Source organism: Nitrospira sp. CMX1 (genome assembly GCF_054902215.1).
This window is the reverse complement of record NZ_JBUBKD010000040.1, coordinates 114,052-135,858: the sequence shown is the minus strand read 5'-3', so window position 1 is coordinate 135,858 and position 21,807 is coordinate 114,052. Positions and strand designations below refer to the sequence as shown.

17 protein-coding genes are annotated in these 21,807 nt (G+C 55.4%); 13 read left to right on the top strand and 4 right to left on the bottom strand.

Annotated features, from left to right (window positions below; genetic code table 11):
- Positions 1-32 precede the first annotated feature (32 nt).
- The 11 genes from nuoC to ACYX34_RS10275 all read left to right on the top strand — a co-directional run bounded on the left by nuoC (position 33) and on the right by ACYX34_RS10275 (position 14,080).
- The gene (gene nuoC, locus ACYX34_RS10325) at positions 33-1,835 is read left to right on the top strand and encodes an NADH-quinone oxidoreductase subunit C/D (RefSeq protein WP_462076477.1); all 1,803 of its coding nucleotides are present in this window, start codon (positions 33-35) and stop codon (positions 1,833-1,835) included.
- Between the two features lie 113 nt (positions 1,836-1,948).
- Complete coding sequence (gene nuoE / locus ACYX34_RS10320) at positions 1,949-2,413, top strand: NADH-quinone oxidoreductase subunit NuoE (RefSeq protein ID WP_462076476.1); 465 nt, start codon at positions 1,949-1,951, stop codon at positions 2,411-2,413.
- 81 nt (positions 2,414-2,494) lie between these two features.
- Entirely contained in the window at positions 2,495-3,799 is a 1,305-nt protein-coding gene (gene nuoF, locus ACYX34_RS10315) for an NADH-quinone oxidoreductase subunit NuoF (RefSeq protein ID WP_462076475.1), read from the top strand.
- Positions 3,800-3,803: 4 nt separating this feature from the next.
- Positions 3,804-6,563: an NADH-quinone oxidoreductase subunit NuoG gene (gene nuoG / locus ACYX34_RS10310; protein WP_462076474.1), complete on the top strand. Its 2,760-nt coding sequence runs from the start codon at positions 3,804-3,806 to the stop codon at positions 6,561-6,563.
- The gene (nuoH, locus tag ACYX34_RS10305; RefSeq protein ID WP_462076473.1) at positions 6,560-7,540 is read left to right on the top strand and encodes an NADH-quinone oxidoreductase subunit NuoH; all 981 of its coding nucleotides are present in this window, start codon (positions 6,560-6,562) and stop codon (positions 7,538-7,540) included. Before nuoG ends, nuoH begins: the two co-directional genes overlap by 4 nt.
- A gap of 54 nt (positions 7,541-7,594) precedes the next feature.
- Positions 7,595-8,137 (top strand): NADH-quinone oxidoreductase subunit NuoI, encoded by a 543-nt coding sequence (gene nuoI / locus ACYX34_RS10300; protein ID WP_462076472.1) that lies wholly within the window; start codon positions 7,595-7,597, stop codon positions 8,135-8,137.
- 72 nt (positions 8,138-8,209) lie between these two features.
- Positions 8,210-8,707, top strand: coding sequence for an NADH-quinone oxidoreductase subunit J (nuoJ, locus tag ACYX34_RS10295; RefSeq protein ID WP_462076471.1), 498 nt, complete (start codon positions 8,210-8,212; stop codon positions 8,705-8,707).
- Positions 8,707-9,006 carry an NADH-quinone oxidoreductase subunit NuoK gene (gene nuoK / locus ACYX34_RS10290; protein ID WP_462076470.1) on the top strand — a complete coding sequence of 100 codons (300 nt, stop codon included), beginning with the start codon at positions 8,707-8,709 and terminating at the stop codon, positions 9,004-9,006. The genes nuoJ and nuoK overlap by 1 nt, the downstream gene beginning before the upstream one ends.
- A gap of 141 nt (positions 9,007-9,147) precedes the next feature.
- The gene (nuoL, locus tag ACYX34_RS10285; protein WP_462076469.1) at positions 9,148-11,037 is read left to right on the top strand and encodes an NADH-quinone oxidoreductase subunit L; all 1,890 of its coding nucleotides are present in this window, start codon (positions 9,148-9,150) and stop codon (positions 11,035-11,037) included.
- A gap of 5 nt (positions 11,038-11,042) precedes the next feature.
- Positions 11,043-12,596 carry a complex I subunit 4 family protein gene (locus tag ACYX34_RS10280; RefSeq protein ID WP_462076468.1) on the top strand — a complete coding sequence of 518 codons (1,554 nt, stop codon included), beginning with the start codon at positions 11,043-11,045 and terminating at the stop codon, positions 12,594-12,596.
- The gene (locus ACYX34_RS10275; RefSeq protein ID WP_462076467.1) at positions 12,593-14,080 is read left to right on the top strand and encodes an NADH-quinone oxidoreductase subunit N; all 1,488 of its coding nucleotides are present in this window, start codon (positions 12,593-12,595) and stop codon (positions 14,078-14,080) included. The genes ACYX34_RS10280 and ACYX34_RS10275 overlap by 4 nt, the downstream gene beginning before the upstream one ends.
- A gap of 837 nt (positions 14,081-14,917) precedes the next feature.
- Here ACYX34_RS10275 and ACYX34_RS10270 read toward each other — a convergent pair.
- Positions 14,918-15,604: a DUF6573 family protein gene (locus tag ACYX34_RS10270; RefSeq protein ID WP_462076466.1), complete on the bottom strand. Its 687-nt coding sequence runs from the start codon at positions 15,602-15,604 to the stop codon at positions 14,918-14,920.
- Between the two features lie 333 nt (positions 15,605-15,937).
- Here ACYX34_RS10270 and ACYX34_RS10265 point away from each other — a divergent pair, with 333 nt between their 5' ends.
- Positions 15,938-16,576: a DnaJ domain-containing protein gene (locus ACYX34_RS10265; RefSeq protein WP_462076465.1), complete on the top strand. Its 639-nt coding sequence runs from the start codon at positions 15,938-15,940 to the stop codon at positions 16,574-16,576.
- Between the two features lie 41 nt (positions 16,577-16,617).
- On the opposite strand, the gene ACYX34_RS10260 is transcribed toward ACYX34_RS10265, so the two are convergent.
- Together ACYX34_RS10260 and ACYX34_RS10255 are read right to left on the bottom strand one after the other, a co-directional pair.
- Positions 16,618-17,826, bottom strand: coding sequence for a metal-dependent hydrolase family protein (locus tag ACYX34_RS10260; protein WP_462076464.1), 1,209 nt, complete (start codon positions 17,824-17,826; stop codon positions 16,618-16,620).
- Positions 17,827-17,829: 3 nt separating this feature from the next.
- Positions 17,830-19,008 carry a pyridoxal-phosphate-dependent aminotransferase family protein gene (locus tag ACYX34_RS10255; protein WP_462076463.1) on the bottom strand — a complete coding sequence of 393 codons (1,179 nt, stop codon included), beginning with the start codon at positions 19,006-19,008 and terminating at the stop codon, positions 17,830-17,832.
- 141 nt (positions 19,009-19,149) lie between these two features.
- Between ACYX34_RS10255 and ACYX34_RS10250 the strand changes: the two genes are divergently transcribed.
- Positions 19,150-20,646 (top strand): lysostaphin resistance A-like protein, encoded by a 1,497-nt coding sequence (locus ACYX34_RS10250; RefSeq protein WP_462076462.1) that lies wholly within the window; start codon positions 19,150-19,152, stop codon positions 20,644-20,646.
- On the opposite strand, the gene ACYX34_RS10245 is transcribed toward ACYX34_RS10250, so the two are convergent.
- Complete coding sequence (locus ACYX34_RS10245) at positions 20,621-21,445, bottom strand: Rossmann-fold NAD(P)-binding domain-containing protein (RefSeq protein ID WP_462076461.1); 825 nt, start codon at positions 21,443-21,445, stop codon at positions 20,621-20,623. The genes ACYX34_RS10250 and ACYX34_RS10245 overlap by 26 nt on opposite strands.
- Positions 21,446-21,807: the final 362 nt, after the last annotated feature.

The following is a 21,807-nucleotide window of genomic DNA, read 5'->3' as shown; positions in this document are numbered from 1 at the left end:
GGGCAGCCAGACGGGCACTCGAAAGGCAAGTCGTGACGCTGCGAGCCTCGACCCTGAGAGATGCCTCAGCCGGTGAACAAACCGGATTGGTCTCAGAGCTTATGGCTCACTTTGGCTCGAAGGGATCCCTGGTTGCGGTCCAGTCTACCAAGGATGGGATTCCGACGATTTGGGTCAAGAGGCATCAGATTCAGGATGCGCTCCGCTATCTCAAATCTGAACTTCCGAGTCCGTTTCCCATGCTGTTCGACCTAAGTGCGACCGACGAACGGCTCCGTCGAAATCATGACGGATTACCGATCGGAACCTTTACGGTGTTTTATCACCTCTACTCCTTTGATCGAAACCAGTCACTCCGCATCAAGGTGGCGCTTGATGGTGAGTCGCTCTCTCTGCCCTCAAGCATCGACCTGTGGCCCAACGCCGATTGGTATGAACGAGAAATCTTCGACATGTTCGGGATTCGGTTTGAGGGGCATCCATTTCTTCGTCGCCTTCTGATGCCCTCATGGTGGGAGGGATATCCGCTTCGCAAAGACCATCCTTCGCGTGCGACGGAAGTCGGGCTGTTCCAATTGCCGCCGGAAAAGCTGGCCATGACACAGGATGCGCTGCAATTCAAGCCTGAGGACTGGGGCTTGGCACGCACCTACCACGACCGTGACGCTGACTTCGACTATATGTTCATCAACCTCGGCCCGGCCCATACCGGCACACATGGGGTACTCCGGTTGGTGGCGCAGCTCGCGGGCGAAGAAATCATTAACATCGTTCCCGATATCGGGTTCCACCATCGCTCACAGGAAAAGATCGCTGAACGGCAAACGTGGCATTCCTTCATTCCCTACACCGATCGTGTGGATTACCTCCAGGGTGTACTGAATGAAATGCCGTACTGTCTCGCGGTCGAGCGATTGGCAGGTATTACGGTTCCGCCGCGGGCCCAAGTCATCCGTGTCATGATGTCCGAGTTCTATCGAATCGCCAGTCATCTTGTCTGGTACGGGACCTTTGCCGGGGATGTGGGCGCGTTGTCACCCGTTTTTTACATGTTCAATGATCGAGAGCGCATCCTCTCGATTGTCGAAGCCGTCTGTGGCGGACGAATGCATCCGAATTGGCTTCGGATCGGTGGGGTTGCGCGAGACCTTCCGGTTGGGTGGGACCAGCTGGTTCAACAGTTCGTCGAGTGGTTTCCCAGCCGACTCGACGACTATGAGCGCCTGGTCATGGACAATCCAATCCTGAAACAGCGGACTGTCGGGATCGGAGTCTTATCGCTGGAGGACGCGATTGCGTGGGGCGCCACCGGTCCGATGTTGCGGGCCTGCGGGTTGCCGTGGGATTTGCGCAAAGTTCGTCCCTATTCCGGGTATGAGCAATTCGACTTTGAGGTTCCAACCGCTTCGAATGGTGATTGTTATGACCGGGCGGTGGTGCACATGTTGGAGTTGCGCCAGTCGCTGGCGATCATTCGTCAGTGTCTCAAGGCTATGCCTGCCGGTCCCTATACGTCGCTCGATCCTCTCGCCACTCCGCCATTGAAGCAACACATGATGCAGGACATTGAAACGCTCATCAATCACTTTGTCGGGGTGAGTTGGGGGCCGGTTTTGCCGCCAGGCGAAGCAGAAGTTGCGACAGAATCGTCCAAAGGTCAGACCAGTTATTACCTGACGAGCGATGGATCGCAGTTCTCGTACCGAACGAGAATCCGCACTCCCTCGTTCGCCCACATTCAGATAGTGCCCTTAATGGCGAGGGGTGAGTTGCTTTCGGACCTCCTGGCCGTGCTGGGCAGTGTGGATTATGTGCTCTCGGATGTGGATCGGTGAGCGATCCTGTTGCGAGTTCCAAGTTTCATGTTTCGAGTTACTGACATCCGTCCCTGTGACCTGAAACTCAAAACTCGTAACTCGGGGCCGAGCGACGAGATACGAGGAACGTCATGCTGAGCGAGATCGAACGCCGAGAGCTCGAAGATGCCGTGAAGCACTATCCTGATAAACGGGGGGCGGCTATCGATGCCCTCCTGACTGTCCAGCGACGCCGTGGATGGATTTCGGATGATTCGCTTCTCGACATCGCACAGTTTCTTGAGATCACGGCTGAGGATTTGGACAGCATCGCCACGTTCTACAACCTTGTGTTTCGGAAACCCGTCGGCCGGCATGTTGCCTTCGTGTGTGACAGCATCAGTTGTTGGATTAAGGGGTGCGAACAGGTGCAAGAGCGGATCAAGAGCCTTTATGACGTGGATCTCGGACAGACGACCGCTGATGGACGTCTGACCGTCTTGCCGATCGCATGTTTGGGACATTGTGAGCGGGCGCCGGCGATGATGATCGATCAGGAGGTGTACGGCGAGGTAGTACCGGAAAAAATGAAAAGCATTATGGATAAATACAAATAACGTTAATTATGACATCTGAAACATTAAGATTTCAGTATTGAATAGCTCACACTAATAATAGAAAACTAAATACGAATAGTTATGGAACGACCGCTCACACAGCATCTCCATCCCAATCGGAGTCCAAGGTTTTTGCGAGAGTACGTCTCGACCGGGGGGTATCGTAGCCTCCAGAAGCTTGCCGCTGGGATGGCCCCTAAGGATGTGCAGCGGCTGGTCGGGGAGGCAGGGCTGCGCGGCAGAGGTGGAGGTGGGTTCCCCACCGGTACCAAGTGGAGCTTCGTCCCGATGGGACCAGATGCACCGAAACCGAAGTATATCGTAGCCAATGGCGATGAAATGGAGCCGGGCACGTTTAAGGATCGTGTGCTGATGGAAGGTGATCCTCATGGTCTCGTCGAAGGCATGATCCTCGCCGGCTATGCCCTCGACGCCGAGGTCGGCTACATTTTCCTGCGCGGGGAATATCATCTGTCGGCCCAACGACTGAACCAGGCCATTGCGGAGGCGTATGCGGAAGGCTATTTGGGAAAGCCGATTCCCGGCACAGGATTTCAATTTGATCTGCACGTGCATGCGAGTGCCGGCCGGTATATTTGTGGTGAAGAAACAGCACTGATCAACGCATTGGAAGGCAAACGAGCGGTTCCACGAGCGAAACCTCCCTTCCCGCAGACGGTTGGCTTATGGGGGCAGCCGACCATCGTCCAGAACGTCGAGACTCTCTACAACATTCCCCACATCATCAATCACGGTGCCGATTGGTATCACCGGTTGAGTCGCACTCAGGATGGTGGCACCAAGATCTACGGCATCAGCGGTCGCGTCACCAATCCAGGGTGGTGGGAATTGCCGCTCGGCACTACCGCACGTGAACTTTTGGAACGACATGCCGGGGGGATGGCCGAGGGTGTTCGCTTTCGTGGCTTGTTGCCCGGCGGAATCTCGACCGCCTTTATGATCGAGGAACACCTGGATCTCCCTCTGGATTTTTCTTCATTTCCGCCAGAGGTGGGACGTCTTGGTACAGGGACCATGATCATCCTGGATGACCAGACCTGTCCTGTTGGATTTGTACTGAATCTTGAAAAGTTTTTTGCCCGTGAGTCCTGTGGTTGGTGTACTCCTTGTCGTGAGGGGTTGCCGTGGGTGGCAAAACTCTTGATGGCGTTCGAAGAAGGACGTGCGACTAGGGATGACTTGTCGCTGCTTGAGATGCACGTCAAATGGCTGGCGCCCGGACACACCTTTTGTGGTCTTGCACCTGGAGCGATGGCCCCGTTGCAGTCGGCCTTGAAATATTTTCGCGAAGACTTCGAACGACACATCACCATCAGCGGATGTCCTTGGAGCAAGAAGTTGGCGCAGCAGAGGGTCTTGGTCTAGGTCTATGGCGACCATCATCGTCGACAACAAGTCGTACACCGTGGATGAGAAGCAGAATCTACTGGTCGCCTGTCTCGGACATGGGCTGAACGTGCCCTACTTCTGCTGGCACCCGGCGATGGGATCGGTGGGGGCGTGCAGGCAGTGTGCGGTGAAACAGTTCAAAGACGATCGTGATCAGTCCGGTCGGTTGGTGATGTCCTGCATGACGCCGGCGGCCAATGGCACGCGTATCTCGATCGATGATCCTGAGGCCAAAGCCTTTCGCGCATCCGTCATCGAATGGTTGATGGTGAACCATCCGCACGACTGTCCGGTGTGTGACGAAGGAGGGGAGTGCCATTTGCAAGACATGACGGTTATGACCGGACATGTCTACCGACGCGCTCGTTTCCCAAAACGGACGCATCGCAACCAAGCGCTCGGGCCGTTCATTCGTCATGAGATGAACCGGTGCATTCAATGCTACCGCTGCGTACGCTTTTATCGAGATTATGCAGGTGGGCGAGACCTTAATGTCTTTGGGGCGCACGACGCCCTGTACTTCGGCCGGGAGCAAGACGGGACCTTAGAGAATGAATTCAGCGGCAATCTGGTGGAGGTCTGTCCGACCGGTGTGTTCACCGACAAAACCTTCTTTCATCACTATACGAGGAAGTGGGATTTGCAGTCGGCCCAGTCGATTTGTCCACATTGCAGTCTTGGTTGTAATACCACCGCTGGTGAGCGGTACGGTACTCTGCGTCGAATTACGAATCGGTTTAACAGCCAGGTGAATGGCTACTTTTTGTGCGACCGGGGACGGTTCGGCTACGAGTATGTCAACGGCGAACATCGCATCAAACACCCTCTTGTGCGAGCGGGATCAGACCGTACCCAGCCGGGAATGCCGGAAGGCGTGTCAAAGACTCTGGAGTTCGCAGCGGACCGGTTCCGACAGGCCCGTGGGATTGTGGGTATTGGGTCACCTCGTGCGTCGCTCGAAGCCAATGTGGCCCTTCAATCTTTGGTCGGACCCCAACAATTTTATCAGGGGATCGATGAACGGGAACGCCAGCTTCTCTCCACGATCCTGAACGTATTTCGAACTGGACCAGTGCCTCCCGCGTCCATTCATGATGCAGAACAGGCCGATGCGGTTCTTGTGCTTGGGCCTGATCTCTTGAACGAGGCTCCACGCCTCGCGCTGGCTCTCCTGCAGTCCATCCGTCAGCAACCGATGGAACGAGTGGACCAATTGAAGATTCCGCATTGGGACGAGGCGGCCGTGCGCAATGCCGTGCAAAACCGACGAGGCCCCCTCTTCCTCGCGGGGCATCAACGTACCTGGTTTCATGCCTATGCAACGGATTCCTATTTCGCCGCACCGGATGATATCGCTCGGCTCGGATTTGCCGTGGCGGGAACCATCGGGCAGGGGGCACCGTCCGTTCCTGATCTCAGTCGTGAGGTCAAGGATCTCACTCAGCGCATCGCCGAAGCCCTGACCCATGCGCAACGCCCGTTGATCATTGCCGGAACGGGTAGTGGATCTCAGGCGACGATTGAAGCAGCCGCCAATGTTGCCTGGGCGTTGCACCAACAAGGGAAACAACCTCGGCTCAGCTTCGTGCTTCCGGAGGCGAATAGTGCGGGGCTTGCATTGCTTGGCGGCGGAAGCTTGCGTGGCGCGTTCGACTCGATTCGTCAAGGGAAGGCCGATACGGTGATCGTGCTGGAGAACGACTTGTATCGCCGGGCGGACCAGGCGACCGTCGATGCTTTTCTTGACAAGGCCCGCACGGTGATGGTCATCGATTCACTTGAACATCGCACGGCAGCCCATGCCGACGTCCTCCTTCCGGCAGCCACAGGTCCGGAATCCGATGGGACATTCGTGAACCAAGAAGGCCGAGCGCAGCGGTTTTACCAAGTCTTTGTTCAGGATGGTGAAGTCAAAGAGAGTTGGCGGTGGCTGAGTGACTTGGCTCGTACAACCTCACAGGAGGTTGAGAGTGGATCAGGAGTGGCGACCTGGCGCAACTTCGATGATGCGGTCTCCGCAACGGCGACGGCTGCTCCGGAGCTGGCACGCGTCGGAGAGGTCGCACCGTTGGCGAGTTTTCGTCTGGTCGGTCAAAAAATCCCCAGACAGTCTGAACGATGTAGTGGGCGTACGTCGCTGCTCTCTCACCTGACCATGCACGAACCGCCTCCCCCTGTCGACCACGACTCCCCTCTGGGATTCACGATGGAAGGATACCGAGGACCACTGCCCTCACCACTGATTTCCCAATTCTGGGCCTCTGGCTGGAACTCGATCCAGGCGGTGAATACCTATCAGGATGAAGTCGGCGGACCGTTACGTGATGAAATGCCGGGGGTGCGGCTTCTCGAAACGGTTGCAACGAAAGCGCCTGCCTGGTTCACCTCCATTCCACGTGCGTTTCAGCCGGCCTCTCGGCAATGGTTGCTGCTTCCCCTATTTGCCGTATTTGGAAGCGACGAACTGAGCAATCGATCTCCGGCAATTGCCGAACTGATTACCCGGCCGCTCTTGTCCTTGCATCCATCCGATGGAGCAGGGTTGAGTCTTGAGGACCACAGCACGATTGATCTGGCGTTGCAGGGGACGACCTATTCTCTTGCTGTTCACTTCGACCCTTCTACCCCGGTGGGTACGGCAGGTCTTTCTCTTGTGCCTGAAGTATCCGGCATCAGAGTACCTGCGTGGATCGATCTGTTTGAGGCGATCAAGACCGAACGAAAGCGAAGGGCTGCATGATCGATTGGAGCCACACCGCAGTCACCATCGCCGTCATTCTTGGAAGCTGCCTGACATTGGCTGGGATGCTGATCTGGCTCGAACGGCGACTGCTCGGGGTCTGGCAGGAACGATACGGCCCTAACCGTCTCGGACCAGGCGGATGCCTGCAATCGTTGGCGGATATGATCAAGATCTTCACCAAAGAAGACTGGATCCCGCCCTTCGCCGATAAAGCGGTGTTTGTGATCACCCCGGCCATCGTCGTGATCACCGCCCTCATGTCGTTTGCCGTGGTGCCGGTTGCACCTCATTTCGTGGTCGCTGATCTCAATGTGGGGGTCCTGTTCTTCTTGGCCATGTCGAGCCTTGCTGCCTACAGCGTCATCATTGGAGGCTGGGCCTCCAATAACAAATTCGCGTTTCTCGGCAGTCTTCGGGCTATCGCACAGTTGTTGAGTTACGAAGTCTTTATGGGGCTGTCGTTGATGGGTGCGGTGCTCTTGGCGGGGTCATTCAACCTGAGCGACATTGTCGAGGCCCAACGGCATCAATGGTTTGTAATTCCTCAATTTTTCGGGTTTCTCTGTTTTTTCATGGCGGGACTGGCTGAAGCTCATCGCACCCCGTTCGACATGCCTGAGGCGGAAGCCGAGCTCGTCGCCGGCTACCACTCGGAGTACAGCGGGATGAAGTTCGGGATGTTTTTTGTGGGCGAATATCTCAGCATCCTTCTTCTCTCGGCCATGACCGTCATTCTTTTCTTTGGTGGGTGGCACGGACCCTGGTTGCCGCCGGCTTTGTGGTTTGCCCTGAAGATGTTCGGGTTCATCGTTCTCATCATCCTCATTCGGGCAACCTGGCCTCGATTCCGCTTTGATCAGTTGCTGACATTCGGCTGGAAGATTGTGATGCCGCTGGCGTTGATCAATCTCTTACTGACTGGCGGGATCGTGTTGTGGAAAACCGGAGCCTCGGAATTCACCATGTTGCAGTGAGTCTGGATCGGATTCTGTGCGAAGAGGACTCAAACTGATCGAACGGCCGTACGTATGATGAACACGTGGATCTATGCCCGCAATCTGGTCGTGGGGTTATGGGTCGTCTTCAAACGGACCTTTACGAAGCCGGTCACGGTTCAGTATCCGGAAGAGCGCCCCTATTTGCCACCACGCTGGCGTGGACGAATCGTTCTCACGAGAGATCCTGACGGGGAAGAGCGTTGTGTGGCCTGCTACCTCTGTTCTGCGGCTTGTCCTGTCGATTGTATCGCGCTTCAGGCTGCGGACAATCCAGATGCGCATGAACGCCGCTATCCGGAATTCTTCCGGATCAACTTTTCGCGCTGCATCTATTGCGGCATGTGTGAGGAGGCCTGTCCAACCAATGCGATCCAGCTCATTCCTGATTTTGAACAGAGCGAATACGCACGCCGAAACCTCGTGTACGAGAAGGAAGATCTCTTGATCAGCGGGACCGGCAAGTATCACGACTATAACTTTTATCGAGTGGCAGGTGTGCGAACTCTCAATAAAGATAAGGGACAAGGTACGAATGAACTCCCACCAGTCGATGTGAGGAGTTTGATGCCGTAAAAGAGTGCTGAATAGGGAAGTGCTGAATTCTGAGCAAGAAGCTGCGTGTGACTCAGCACTGGACGTATAACTATGGAAATTCTTTTTTACATCGCAGCAGCCGTCGCGTTTCTGGCAACGCTCCGCGTCATCACGCATCTGCATCCAGTCCACGCGTTGCTCTACTTGGTTGTCGCACTGATCGCGTTGGCGCTGATTTTCTATTTGCTCGGCGCGCAGTTCGCCGCCGCGCTCGAAATCATTATTTACGGCGGTGCCATCATGGTGCTCTTCATCTTTGTCGTGATGCTCTTAGGGCCGCTCGCTGTTGAACAGGAACGGGCTTGGTTTGCGCCCAACGCATGGGTAGGGCCCAGTATCCTGGCTCTGGTGCTCCTGGGGGAGGTGGGATACCTCATTGCCACCGGAGAGCATGCCTCGATGGCTGTTGCAGAACCCAGGCAGAAAGGGATCTCGATTGCCCTCTATGGCCCCTACATCATCGGGGTGGAGTTGGCTTCCATGCTGTTGCTGCCTGGTCTGATCGGTGCCTATCACTTGGGGCGTCGTCTGTCGAGAGAGGGGCGTTGATGTTGAGCACACCTGCATTGGTGTTGGCCATCATGCTGTTTGGTCTCGGATTGATCGGCTTATTGAGTCGGCGGAACATTCTCTACATGCTGCTGTCGCTTGAAATCATGCTGAATGCCGCCGCGCTCGCATTCATTGCCGGAGGGGCCCGTTGGGGACAAGTCGATGGGGAGATCATGTTTTTGTTTATTCTTACCCTGGCTGCCGCTGAAGTTTCTGTGGCACTGGGGATTGTGCTGCAACTGTCACATCGGTTTCGAACATTGGACGCCGATGCCTTGTGCGAGTTGAGAGGCTAATCCTCATGAACGATCAGTCGAAGAACAATTAGGTGTCTGGTTTCGAGTTTCGTGTTTCATGACCTGCATCATTTGGCTCGAAACAGGACACTCGCGACGTGAAACGTGTTCTAGCTGGTTTCACGAAGAACGAGAGTTGAGATGATCAGTTTACTCTGGCTTATTCCAGTCCTTCCGCTCGCTGGTTTTCTGTTGTTGGCCCTGTGTGGCGGGCGATTGAGCCGGTATCAGATTGCGTGGGTCGGGTGCGGGTCAGTAGGGACGGCAGCCGTGACCACTGCGTTTGTCGCTGCAGATTTCTTCCGCACCTTTCCTGATCGAGAATTCTACCAGCAAACGTTATGGAATTGGATCGACACGTCCGGGATGACGGTCGGGATCTCTTGGTATCTGGATGCGCTCTCACTCTTGATGGTGGCGGTGATCACCGGCGTCGGGTTTTTGATCCATCTGTACTCCGCCGAATACATGGCTCATGATGATGGCTACGCCAGATTTTTTGCCTACATGAACCTGTTCGTCTCCGCGATGCTGACACTGGTGTTGGCGGACAATCTTCTTTTGCTCTACCTAGGCTGGGAAGGGGTGGGGCTCTGCAGCTATCTGTTGATCGGATTTTGGTATCGCGAACCGGAATACGGCACTGCTGCGCAGAAGGCCTTTATCGTCACTCGCATTGGAGACACGGCGTTTGCCATTGGGCTCTTCATCCTTTTTACACAATTTACGAGTTTGTCGATCCGACAGGTCCAAAGCCTTGCAGTGGAGGCCTGGCCGGTAGGCTCGCCCCTGGCCATGATCGTCGCGGTGCTCTTCTTGATCGGCGCGGTTGGAAAGTCGGCGCAATTGCCGCTTCAGGTGTGGCTTCCCGACGCTATGGCTGGTCCCACGCCGGTCAGTGCCCTCATCCATGCGGCCACGATGGTCACGGCGGGGGTCTATCTCATTGCCAGGATGCATCATCTGTTTGCACTTGCGCCGATGGTGCAAGAGGCGATCGCAGTGCTTGGCCTGGTGACGTTGCTCCTTGCTGCCTCCAGCGCGCTGGTTCAGAACGACATTAAGCGGGTGCTCGCGTATTCAACAATGAGCCAGATCGGCTATATGTTTCTGGCGCTCGGCGTGGGAGCCTGGTCTGCCGCGCTCTTTCATTTTTTGACCCATTCGTGTTTTAAAGCGTTGCTCTTCCTGGCGGCGGGATCCGTCATCCACAGTCTCCACCACGAACAGAACATTTTTAAGATGGGTGGTCTCAGGCAGCATCTGCCCTGGACCTTCTGGACCTTTTTGATCGGGGCCGCGGCCATGTCCGGTGTCCCACTCATCACATCCGGGTTTTACAGCAAAGATTGGATCTTATGGTCGGTCTGGTCCTCACCCATCAGCCACCGGTGGATCTGGTTCGGCGCCTTATTTGGGGCCATGCTGACAGGCCTCTACAGTTTCCGGCTGATCTTTCGAGTCTTTTTTGGAGCGGTGCGTACAAAACCGACCGGTGAACCAGGTCTGGCCATGCGTGGGCCGTTGGTGGTGCTGGCGTTCTTGGCGCTTACCGTCGGTTTTCTTGAGATGCCCCACACGCTCGGGAATGTGACGTTGTTCAGTCACTACTTGTCGCATGTGCTGCCAACGACGGAATTGTTGCCAGGAATGGATGAATCGAGTGAGGCTCGTGAACAGCTGGCCGTCACCGTTGCGGCCCTCCTCGGGATCGGCCTCGCTGCGCTCCTGTTCCTGCCCGGCTCCATGCTCGCATTGCGAAGGGCAGATCAATCTGCAGATCGTCCTTCTATGACCCTGCTGCAAGGAGGGTGGGGGTTCGATCGACTCTATGATCGCCTGTTCGTGCAGCCCTGGTTCTCTCTAACACGATATCCTAGTGACATGCTTGATCGTGGGTACGAGTGGCTCGCTCTGTGCGCCGAGTCCTGCCATGGCTGGATGAGCCACACGCAGACGGGGCATGTTCGGTGGTATGCCGCCACCATTGCAGTTGGAACGCTGATGTTACTCGGTTTATTCGCTTTGTGAAGGCTATGAGTCTCTGGCTGCTCATACTGATCCCCATTCTCGCAGCGCCCTTCGCATGGCTGGGACAGCAATGGTCTCGCTCGGCTCCTCGTTGGATCGCCCTCGGGGCTTTGTCTGTTGATTGTTTCCTTGCGCTTCTGCTCGGGAGCCGGGATCACGCAGTGCAGGCCTCAGGCCATGGGGCATGGCTCGTGGAAAGTCACATCAGTTGGATTCCTCGCTGGGGCATCAGTCTGCATCTTGGTCTCGATGGGCTCAGCCTCATCCTGATCGTACTCACGGCCTGCATCGGCGTCCTCGCCATTATTGCCTCCTGGGCAGAAATCCAGAGTCGCGTCGGATTGTTTCACTGTAACGTCTTGCTGGCTCTGGGCGGCGTGATCGGGGTGTTCTTGGCCATCGATCTGTTTCTGTTTTTCTTTTTTTGGGAACTCATGCTTGTTCCCATGTATCTCCTGATCGTGATCTGGGGCCACGCAGAACGCCGGCACGCCTCATTTAAGTTCTTCTTGTTTACGCAGGCTGGGAGCTTGGTGTTACTGGTTGCGATCGTGGCCCTCGCGCTCTTGCATCAACAGGCGACAGGCCAACCGAGTTTCGACTATGCCGATTTAATGGAATTGACCCTGAGCAGCGAGATGGCTCGATGGCTGATGCTGGCATTTCTCATTGGTTTTCTTGTGAAGCTACCGGCTCCTCCCTTTCATACATGGCTGCCGGACACTTACACCGAGGCACCTACCGGGGCAACGATCATTCTTGCCGGGATCTTGGCGAAAACCGGAGCCTATGGTCTGTTACGGTTCACCATTCCGTTGTTTCCCGAGGCGATGAGCGAATTCACGCCCATCGCGATGGGGCTTGGTGTGGTCGGGATTCTCTATGCAGCCATGTTGGCCTGTGCGCAAACGGATATCAAGCGCCTGGTGGCCTACAGCAGCATCAGCCACATGGGGTTCATTCTGCTCGGTACCTTTGCCGGGACGGAATTGGCGCTACAAGGAGCCGTGATGCAGATGGTGGCGCATGGGCTGAGTACCGGCGGTCTTTTCCTGTTGGCTGGTGCACTTGAGGAGCGTTACCAGACGAGAGAGATGGGCCACATGGGAGGACTGTGGGCGGTGACGCCACGTCTTGCCACGATGGCGCTCTTCTTTGCCTGTGCCTCATTGGGGTTGCCGGGCCTGGCCAATTTCATCGGTGAATTTCTCGTCCTGTTCGGATCCTATGCGACTCAACCGCTGATGATCATCCTGGCATCGCTTGGTATGGTCATGGCAGCAATATACTCCCTGGGCATGATGCAACGCACCTTCTTTGGGCGGCAGCAAGACAGCCGTTCAGTTTCAGACCTGTCGAATGTCGCATTTGGAACCGTCCTGTTTATCGCAGCCCTGCAAATCTGGCTAGGGCTTTATCCCAGGGTTGTGTTGAGCACTGCGCAACCGGTCATGGAACAGCTTGCACGAGCTGCAGTGGCGTTACCCAGTATGAGTCATCCGCCATCAGAATCCTTGTTGTCATCCAATCGCACGGCCTCGCAGGGGACCACTCCATGATTCTCCAAGATTTTATCGCCCTGTCACCCATTCTTGCTCTTGGGGCTATTTCCCTTGTAACGATGCTTGCGATTGCCTTCGGACGACATCATGCACGCATCGCGGTCTTTGCCTTTGTGTCTTGTCTGCTCACGCTGGCGACAGTACCCTGGGCGGCCACGGCAGCCCCACGAGCCGTGACGACCTTGCTGGTTGTAGACGGACATGCCTTGTTGTACATGGGACTCGTCTTGACCGCCACAATGGTCATCATTGCATTGTCGTACCGATATTTGAATGCCCAGTTTCATGAGGAGGAAGGTGTGGAGGAGTACTATCTGCTCCTTCTGCTGGCCACCTTCGGGGGATTGGTCCTCACTACGGCTGCGCACTTCGTGTCGTTTTTTCTTGGGTTCGAACTCCTCGGTCTGTCCCTCTGTAGTCTGATCGGCTATTTGCGCACGAGACGCCATCCGCTCGAAGCCGCGGTGAAATACCTGCTGTTGTCCATTACCGCGTCAGCGCTCCTCCTGTTCGGTCTCGCGCTTCTGTATTTCGAAAGCGGCGCCATGACGTTTCACGCGGTGGGAGCAATCGTGAAACAGGCGCAGTCCGTTCCTGCACTGTGGCTGGGAGGATTGATCCTGGTTCTTGTTGGGATCGCCTTGAAGCTCGGGCTCGCACCGTTTCATATGTGGATTCCCGATGTCTACCAGGGAGCACCTACTCCCATCACGACCTATATCGCAACCGTCTCCAAGGCAGCGGTGGTGGCCCTGCTGCTCCGATTCGCCACCGAGGTTGAGATATTGGAACTGTCTCCCGTTGTCCATCTGTTCAGTCTCCTGGCTGTTGTGTCAATGGTCACAGGGAATATCCTTGCGCTCTTGCAGCAGAATGTAAAACGGCTCCTGGCGTATTCCTCAATCGCCCACTTCGGCTATGTGCTGGTCGCGTTGCTGGCCGGCGGTCCTCCCGCTGCCGAAGCAGTCACCTTTTATGTCATTGTCTACTGCGCGATGTCGTTGGGTGCTTTTGGCGTGGTGACGGTGTATTCGAGCGAGGGAGGGGACAAGAATCGTTTCGAGGACTATCAAGGTTTGTTTTGGACCAGACCCTGGCTCGCCGCCATGTTGGCACTGAGCCTGCTGTCGTTGGCTGGGATTCCAGTGACGGCAGGATTCATCGGAAAGTTCTATGCGATCGCGGCCGGTGTTGATGCCGGTCTCTGGTGGCTCGTGCTGGCGCTGATCGCGAACAGCGTCGTCAGCCTCTACTATTACCTGCGACTGTTCGTGACCCTGTTCGGTGAGGCAGCCACATCGGCAACGCTTCCTCAACAGGAGACGGTGCAGAGGCCAGTGTTCATGGGTTGGGCGACCGTCTGCTCACTCGGTTTCGTCGCATCGATCATCCTCCTCTTGGGCGTCTATCCAGAACCACTGATCGAACTCATCCGACATTCTGTGAGCAACCTGCTCATGGTCGCTGTGCAGAAACCATGAGCGGTCTCCGGATGTTTGTGCGATTTTGTCACGTTGCTAATCCTGTTGGAGTGTTCACACGGAACTAAGCAAGCAGGGCTCTGACAAGATGTTTCTTGCCCGCCATGTTTCCTCAGGAGCGGTACAGGCCAGACCTAGCTTCAGGTGACGACCCTGCGGAAGTGGTTACGTCTTGCAGTAGGTGAAAGAGGCAGCTTAGGGCATCTGCTGGCTTTGTAGGGCTGTGTAGTTTAAAATGGTATTCTGTAACTCAAGACACAAGTCTTCAGGGAAGGAACTGCTCAAGGAGGTCCTGCCTATCCGTGATATCATCACAACTCGTTGCGATAATGATATGATTCTTGGGTGGCGGTATATCTCAAATATGGTTTCCTCGTTCCACTCACTTTCTTATTAGGGTTGCTGTTTCTCTTTGGTGGAAAAAGAGAATGAAAGTGGCTTGTAGACCCACCAGACCATTTCATCACAATACATCCAACTGCACTTATCAGGGCTTTCTTTGGAAAAGACATAACGAAAACCTACGTAATTGCGGTGGGCTGGATCATGCTAGCCACAGCCCTATGGGAAGTATTATTTCTGTAGAAAGCTCATCGAGTCAGAAGCGTAAGGTTGAGGTTAAAGTGTAAGACTGGCCTCGATTGCGCTCAGTGCACTGTATATTGAACGAGGGTGCACGGTCGTTCTAAGGGATTCATCAGAAAGCTGAATGGGTCCAATGGCCTCGCTCCAGAATTGGGTGCCGGTGAGATTCAGCGGATCTTATGAACTATGGGGTGGTGAAGAAAATGAAGTCTATCATCGAAAGAATCAACTACCAACACAAAACGGATTCAATCAATTCATCGGAATAATCGTTGCCGAGACTTCGTTCGGTAGTAACAAAGTCGCCACGGCGCGATTCTGTTCATCTTGTTGAATGAGCGCAAATAATGGCACTGGCTGTGGCACCTCGCTTGGGGGAAGCGCGAGCATCGCAGGGAAGTCAATCAAGGGCGAGAGCGTCGTCTGGCTGGCGATGCGCAGTCGAAACGCCATCAATACATCCCGCAGCCGCTGAGCCTTTTCTTCCTCCGAGATCGACTCACTGGGTGCAATTCCAATCTCCCAGAGCGGCTTTGTCACGGTGACGGGAAACGTTAGCCCGAGTTTTTGCGCGTCCGTCGAGACATCAATCAACAATCCAGCTTGAATTGCCTGCTGACGATTGGCAATCAGCTGCTTGGCCAGCACATCGGTGAGTGAGTCCTCTGTCTTCTCGGATGTTGCCGGATGTTCAAGTTTTGGCTCTTCTGCCGTCGGCAGAGTCACCGCAGATTCTGTTTCAACTTGATCGCTTGGACTGTTCTCATCTCGTCCGACAATGGGTTCATTCGGAAGCGTGGGAAGCGCATGAATAAGACCTTCATATACTCGCTTGGCCGCTTCAGACCAGGTGGGATTCAATGGTCGACCAGCAAAAGCCGCATCAGCAGCCTTTCGCTCATCGTGGGTGAGGGTTCGTGGTGTTCGTGTTGTATCCATGGTGGGGAGATAAGCCTTGCCACCGACAAGTCAAGGGCTACGCGGATGGGCAAGGGGCTTTCATAGAAAAAGCACAATAACTCCGAGCAGATAGGTCGGTCAACGGGGCCGGTGGCTTGCTGGATCGATCAGCCGTAATCCTAAAGGACGTGCCATCGATGGCCACCCCGATGAGAAACATCGAGAAGATGATGAATGGTGCCATACTACCGAGCGACCGCGACCAGATAGACCCAGTAACCGGACAGACTGCTTCATGTCGCACAAGGTTAAGGGCGTTCTCCGGTACTGTCTTAGGTGAAGGGCTTAAAACCCGCGTGTTATAGTCGCGCCATGGCGCGAGTCGATTATTATCGCATCTTGGGCGTTTCCCGGGAAGCCTCGGACGAGGATATCAAGAAAGCCTACCGGAAGCTGGTATTTGACCATCATCCTGACCGGAATCCCGACAAGGCCGATGCTGAAGAACGCATCAGAGAAATCAACGTCGCCTATGAGGTTGTCGGCGATCCGGAGAAGCGCCGAACCTACGACCGATTATCCTGGGGGAATGAGCCCCGTGCCACGGAGGTTGACCTCGGTCTCATTCTCGGTGACATCGAGCAGAAGCTGTTTGAAGAAGGCCGGAAAGAATTGTTTGCAATCTTGATAAAAGACGTGGCACGAGTGAAGGCGGAACTTGCTATCGTCCGAGAACGAACCGTGATCGAGCAAGGCTATGATTCGTTTCTGGAGCCGGTGGTGCAAGCGCGGGCAGCCGAAATCATGGATGATTGTGTGACGGAAGACATGAATCAGCGGAAGCAACGGCTCATTGAGGTGGCCACTGACATGCTGGTATCTCAGGGAGTTGCCAAGCGAAGCGATGAAGGAGGGATTCGCTCACTTCGCTCTCGTCTGGAGGAGAGTTTTCGGAAAGGCCGGATCTACGGGTATGCATCAGCACTGGAACTATTTTATGAAAGACGATAGGGGTGGACGGTGAGGAGTACAGTCGTTTCACCTGTGACGGTTCACTCTCTCGAGAGTGGTCCCGACACAAACTTACCGGCCTTCATCACACCCACAATGGTATCCCGGTCTCGTAGCACCTCGATCCGCCGAAGCGGGTTTTTATTCAGGATGACCAGGTCCGCTTCCATTCCCTTAGCGAGGGTTCCAACTGACTGGTGAACGCCGATGAGCTTGGCTGCCTTTGCCGTTGAGGAGATAATTGCGTCCATGGGAGACATGCCCAATGCGACCATCCGCTCCAGCTCTTGAGCATTCTCTCCATGGTAATTGAATGGCGTCCCTGCATCAGTGCCCATCGCAATGAAGATACCGCCTTCATAGGCCTGTTTGAAGGAAGCTTTATGACGTTTCGCCATCGCTTTGGCCTTTCCCAGGGCACTTTCTGGAATGCCGCAGCCAGGCCGGCAAGCCGCTGTTGTGGCTAAGGCTGAAAGGGTAGGGACCATATAGACGCCATGTTGCTTCATCAGCGTCCCTGATTCCTCATCCAATAGCGTGGCATGCTCAATCGAGCTCGCCCCGGCCTGAATCGCACGCTTCATCCCTGACGCACCATGGGCATGGGCGGCCACTGGTTTCCCAGCCTGTCGCGCGGCATCCACTGCGGCCGCGAGTTCTTCTGCAGTCATTTGCGCATCATCCGGGGAGGTGCCTGGGGTGAGCACGCCTCCGGAGGCAATGACTTTGATGACCCCCGCACCGGCGGCGACTTGTTCCGCGACAACCGTTCTGACCTGGTCAGCTCCCTCAACCTCTCGACCGATGAACCGCGCATGGCCACCGATCATACAGATGGCGAGCCCTGCTCCGACAATCCGTGGTCCGGGGAGTAGGCCGCATTCGATGGCTTGTTTCAGGGCGAAGATTGAATGGTCACGAGATCCCACGTCGCGCACGGTCGTAAATCCCGCTTCAATCGTTGCCTGGGCATGTCTGGCCGATTTGAGAAGGGTATAGGAGGGTTGTTCAGACTCCAGAGCGCTGACCACATCAGCTTCTCCTCCTAAACAGAGATGGATATGGCAATCGATGAGTCCTGGGATCACCGTCAGGCCACGGCCGTTGAGACGGGTCGCTCCTTTTGGAATGCGGATGTCATTGCTCGGGCCGACTGCGACAATCTTCGTGCCGCGCACGAGGAGTGTCATGGGGTCGCGTACTACTCCTGTTCCATCGATAAGGCGTACGTGATGAATGGCAATGGTCACGATCTACCGTCCTACGCTATAGGTATGAGCGGCTGCTTGCAGTCCGGCGCCGGGGGTCGACACCCATCCACTTCGAATGCCGATTTCTTCAAGGGCGTTCAAGAGGGTCAGCACATTCGCCTCCGTCGAGGATTCTCCCATGAGCCCGATTCTCCACACCTTTCCCTTTAACGGTCCCAGCCCGCCACCGATCTCGATCCCGAAACGCCGGAGTAACTCAGCCCTGACTGCGGCCTCATCAATGTGAGATGGAATGGTCACGCATACCAATGTCGGAAGCCGTCGGTCTGGAGGGGGCAATGGATTGAAGTCGAGTGCCATCAATCCTGCGGCCAGTGCACGGCTGTTCAACTGGTGACGGGCAAATCTGGTCGGAAGGCCTTCCTCCTCCACGAGGCGTAAGGCTTCTCGTAGTGCATAGATCATCGAAATCGGTGCCGTATGATGGTAGGCACGACTCTGTTCCGCCCAGTAATCGGCGATAAGGGACAGGTCAAGGTACCAGCTGTGACAGGGAGAACGCCGAGTCTTCACGACAGAAAGGGCACGGTCACTGAGCGTCAACGGAGCCAGACCTGGCGGACAACTGAGACATTTCTGCGTCGCGCTGTAGCACACGTCGATACCCCATCGATCGACCTCAACCGGCATCCCTCCAAGAGATGTGACGGCATCGACGATCAACAACGCATTGTGTTGACGACACAAGGCGCCGATCGGTTCGACCGGTTGCCAGGCCCCCGTCGAGGTTTCAGCATGGACGAGCACGACTGCTTTCACAGGGCCGGACTGTTGGAGCATCGCCGCAATTGAGTCCGGTTCGATCACCTGCCCCCAAGGTACTTCTATAGGAATGGTGTTTCCTCCACAGCGCTCGATGATGGTGGCGAGTCGAGTGCCGAAGACACCATTGACTCCCACAGCGACACGATCTCCTGGTTCCACGATGTTGACGATCGCAGCCTCCATACCGGCCGATCCAGTTCCTGAGACGGCGATGGTGAAGGGGTGGGTGGTCACAAACACTCGACGGAGGAGCGTTTGAATGTCATTCATGACGGCTAAGAAGAGCGTGTCGAGATGTCCGATCAGCGGAGTCGACATTGCACGTAGCACCCGAGGGTGTACGGCACTGGGACCAGGCCCCAATAACAGCCTGCGTGGGGCATGGAAGTCGTGCATAGCCAAAGTCTCCTGAAATGTCGCGTGGTTAGTATAGCCAACTTGAGAAGGCATAGCTATGCAAGAAATCCGTGCAGGCACAGTTCCTAGCTAGTTTGAGGGGATTTGGGTAGTGGTGACGCCGTGTTATAGTCGGGCGCCATGAATGAACAGACGTTAGCAATCGGACAGTTACCGGGGCTCCCAGAAGCCGCTGACTCCACTGTTTTACAAGCATCTCCACTCCCATACAGCAGTCGATGGTCGCATTTCGTGAGCGTGATCTGTGCCTGTATCTTGCTTGCTTCTCTTGCGGGGATTCTCTGGTTGTCCCTGACCGTTCCGAAACTTCAACGATTTGAGGAGCCAGACCGTGCGCTGGATTTGATGGTCAGTCGGATGATGCAAGCGCAAGATGGACTACGCCGTGCACCGATATGGCAACAATGGGTAGCGGAATGGACGATGGACAGTCAGGAAGAAGCTTCTCGTCAGGCCATTCGGTGGTACCGTGAATTGATTGCAACCACCGATGATCCGTTGGCAAAGCTGCGGTTAGCGATTCTTCTCGGTGAATCCGAACACAACACTGAGGCGCTTACTGAAGCCCAGAGTTGGCACGATCGCGGAACATCCGCCGAGTCCTTTCGACAACTGATTGAAGCGGCATATGGTATGGCTCCACTCTCACAGGCACGATCGAGAGACTTACAAGCCATACTGGCGGAGACGTTGCCGATCGGGTGGTTTTACGATCATCTTGCTGCGAGGATAGCGCAACGGACTGGTGATCATGCGCTCCTGACCACCGTCGAGGCACAGAGTCAGATGAAGGAAGAGCAGGTTCAGCGATGGATTCGTCCGTTGATGATCGGCGAGCTGGCCTGTCTTGCTCTTGGGTCGATGATGTTGTTGGGAATCATGAGGTTGAAGGGCCAGCGACTGAATATACTTCAGCTTCATTCACCGGGCGTGCCTCCTCCGTGGTCTGGAGGGACGGCTGCCGCGGTGATTCTGCGCGGAGGCGCCTTGGGCGCACTCATGACCATCGTCTTCTTGTCTATACCTGCACTCAACCAGGGATCGTTGCGCGTACTGGCTATTCCTCTGGCGAATCTTCCGTTGCTGGCTATCGCCTATGTGCACTTGCTCAAACCGGCCGGCCTCGATTTCTGGCAGGGGTTCGGTCTCCGTATCAATCGTAAGGACCTCGGACGACTGGTGTGCGTCATCTTTGCCGTGGTCGCAGCCGCGCTCTGGGGTGAATGGGTCATGGGACAGGCCGCTGAGTTTCTGAAGCTTGAAAACCATTGGACAGAGTGGTTCGACCAGGAGTTGGTCTGGGCGACTCCGTCGATGCTGGCCATCAGCTTAGTGGAATACGTGGTCCTTGCCCCGATTTTTGAAGAGCTTGCGTTTCGTGGACTGCTTTTTGCGATGTTACGCCGCCGCTTCACCTTTCTTCCCGCCGCATTACTCAGTGCGACCATCTTTGCCCTGGCCCATGGCTACAGTCTGCTTGGATTTATCAGTGTTTTGTGGAGTGGATTCCTGTGGGCCTGGGTCTATGATCGAACAGGGAGTCTCATCCCCGGCATGGTGGCTCATGCTATGAATAACTTGCTGGTCTGTCTTACCGTGATGGCTCTGCTTCGTTGAACGTCGCCGCCTGGATTCGTTCAAGAGCATGGTAGAGATCTTCGTAGCGGAGACTTGCACCATCCGCGTTCAGCAGCTTGCACATTCGCTGATTCGCTATCCGTTTTCCCATCGGTTGTGGTTCAGGGGAAACAGAAGATCGAACCGCCCATCGGCGTTCGACGGTCCGACAGATTTCCTCCCAGGTCCTGGGGGTTCCATCGCTGACGTTATAGATCTCACCCTGTTTACCTTGTCTGAGGGCCGCAAGGCAGGTCGAGGCCAGATCCTCGACATGAATCAGGTTGACAAATTTTTGTGAGCGTCCGACCCGTCCTGTTCGGATCCAATCAATGGGATTGCGGCGTGGACCATAGATACCCGACACCCTCAAGGTGATTGCCCTATAGGATGTTCTGAGGAGTTCCTCACCTTGCACACGAGGTTTCCGTAGGTCAATTTTGGCTGTTTCATCAACCCAGGGCGGAGGGTATGCGGTTGACGGACCGTCGTCGTAGGCGGAGGTGCTGCCAAGCACGACCAGCCGACGGGTTCGTAACAACGCAGTCTCAGCGAACCGTTGAATCAACTCAATCGGTACGACGGGAAAGCACCAGAGGAGATCGGTTGCTGGAGGAAGCAGCGGCCATGTCTCAGGCTGCGTAAAGTCAAACTTGATCCGTTGTTCTTTCCTCACGCCTAGCAGGTGTCGATCCGGATCACGACTGCTGGCAAAGACCTGCGCATAGTGTTGCTCGGCAAGCGGCAGGAAGAACTTGGCGGTGTAGCCGAATCCGAGGATGGCGAGCGAGTGGTGCAAGACGAGAATCCTTCCTATTGTCTTCGAGATAGTGTGCCAGTGAGCAGCGATCAGAGTCCAACGGAAAAACTCATTGTGGTTGGAGTCTGTACTGATTCTAGTAACAAAAGAATTTCCTATGATGCACAGTAGGATTGCTGTTACGGCTTCTCTTGACGGTAGTGCCGCTCTTGGCTGGTTGTCCTGCCAGCGGTGGGAGAGATGGTAGGTTTGGAGGGACTATGCCTAGTCGTGTGGCTGTCTCGCCCAACGGCAGCGTTCTCTATGAGAGTAACCATGTGCCAGGTCATACCATAGTGTTGTGAGGGCTTTGTGAGAGTGGTATAAACAGACATATGTTGCACAGAACAATTCTTGATCCA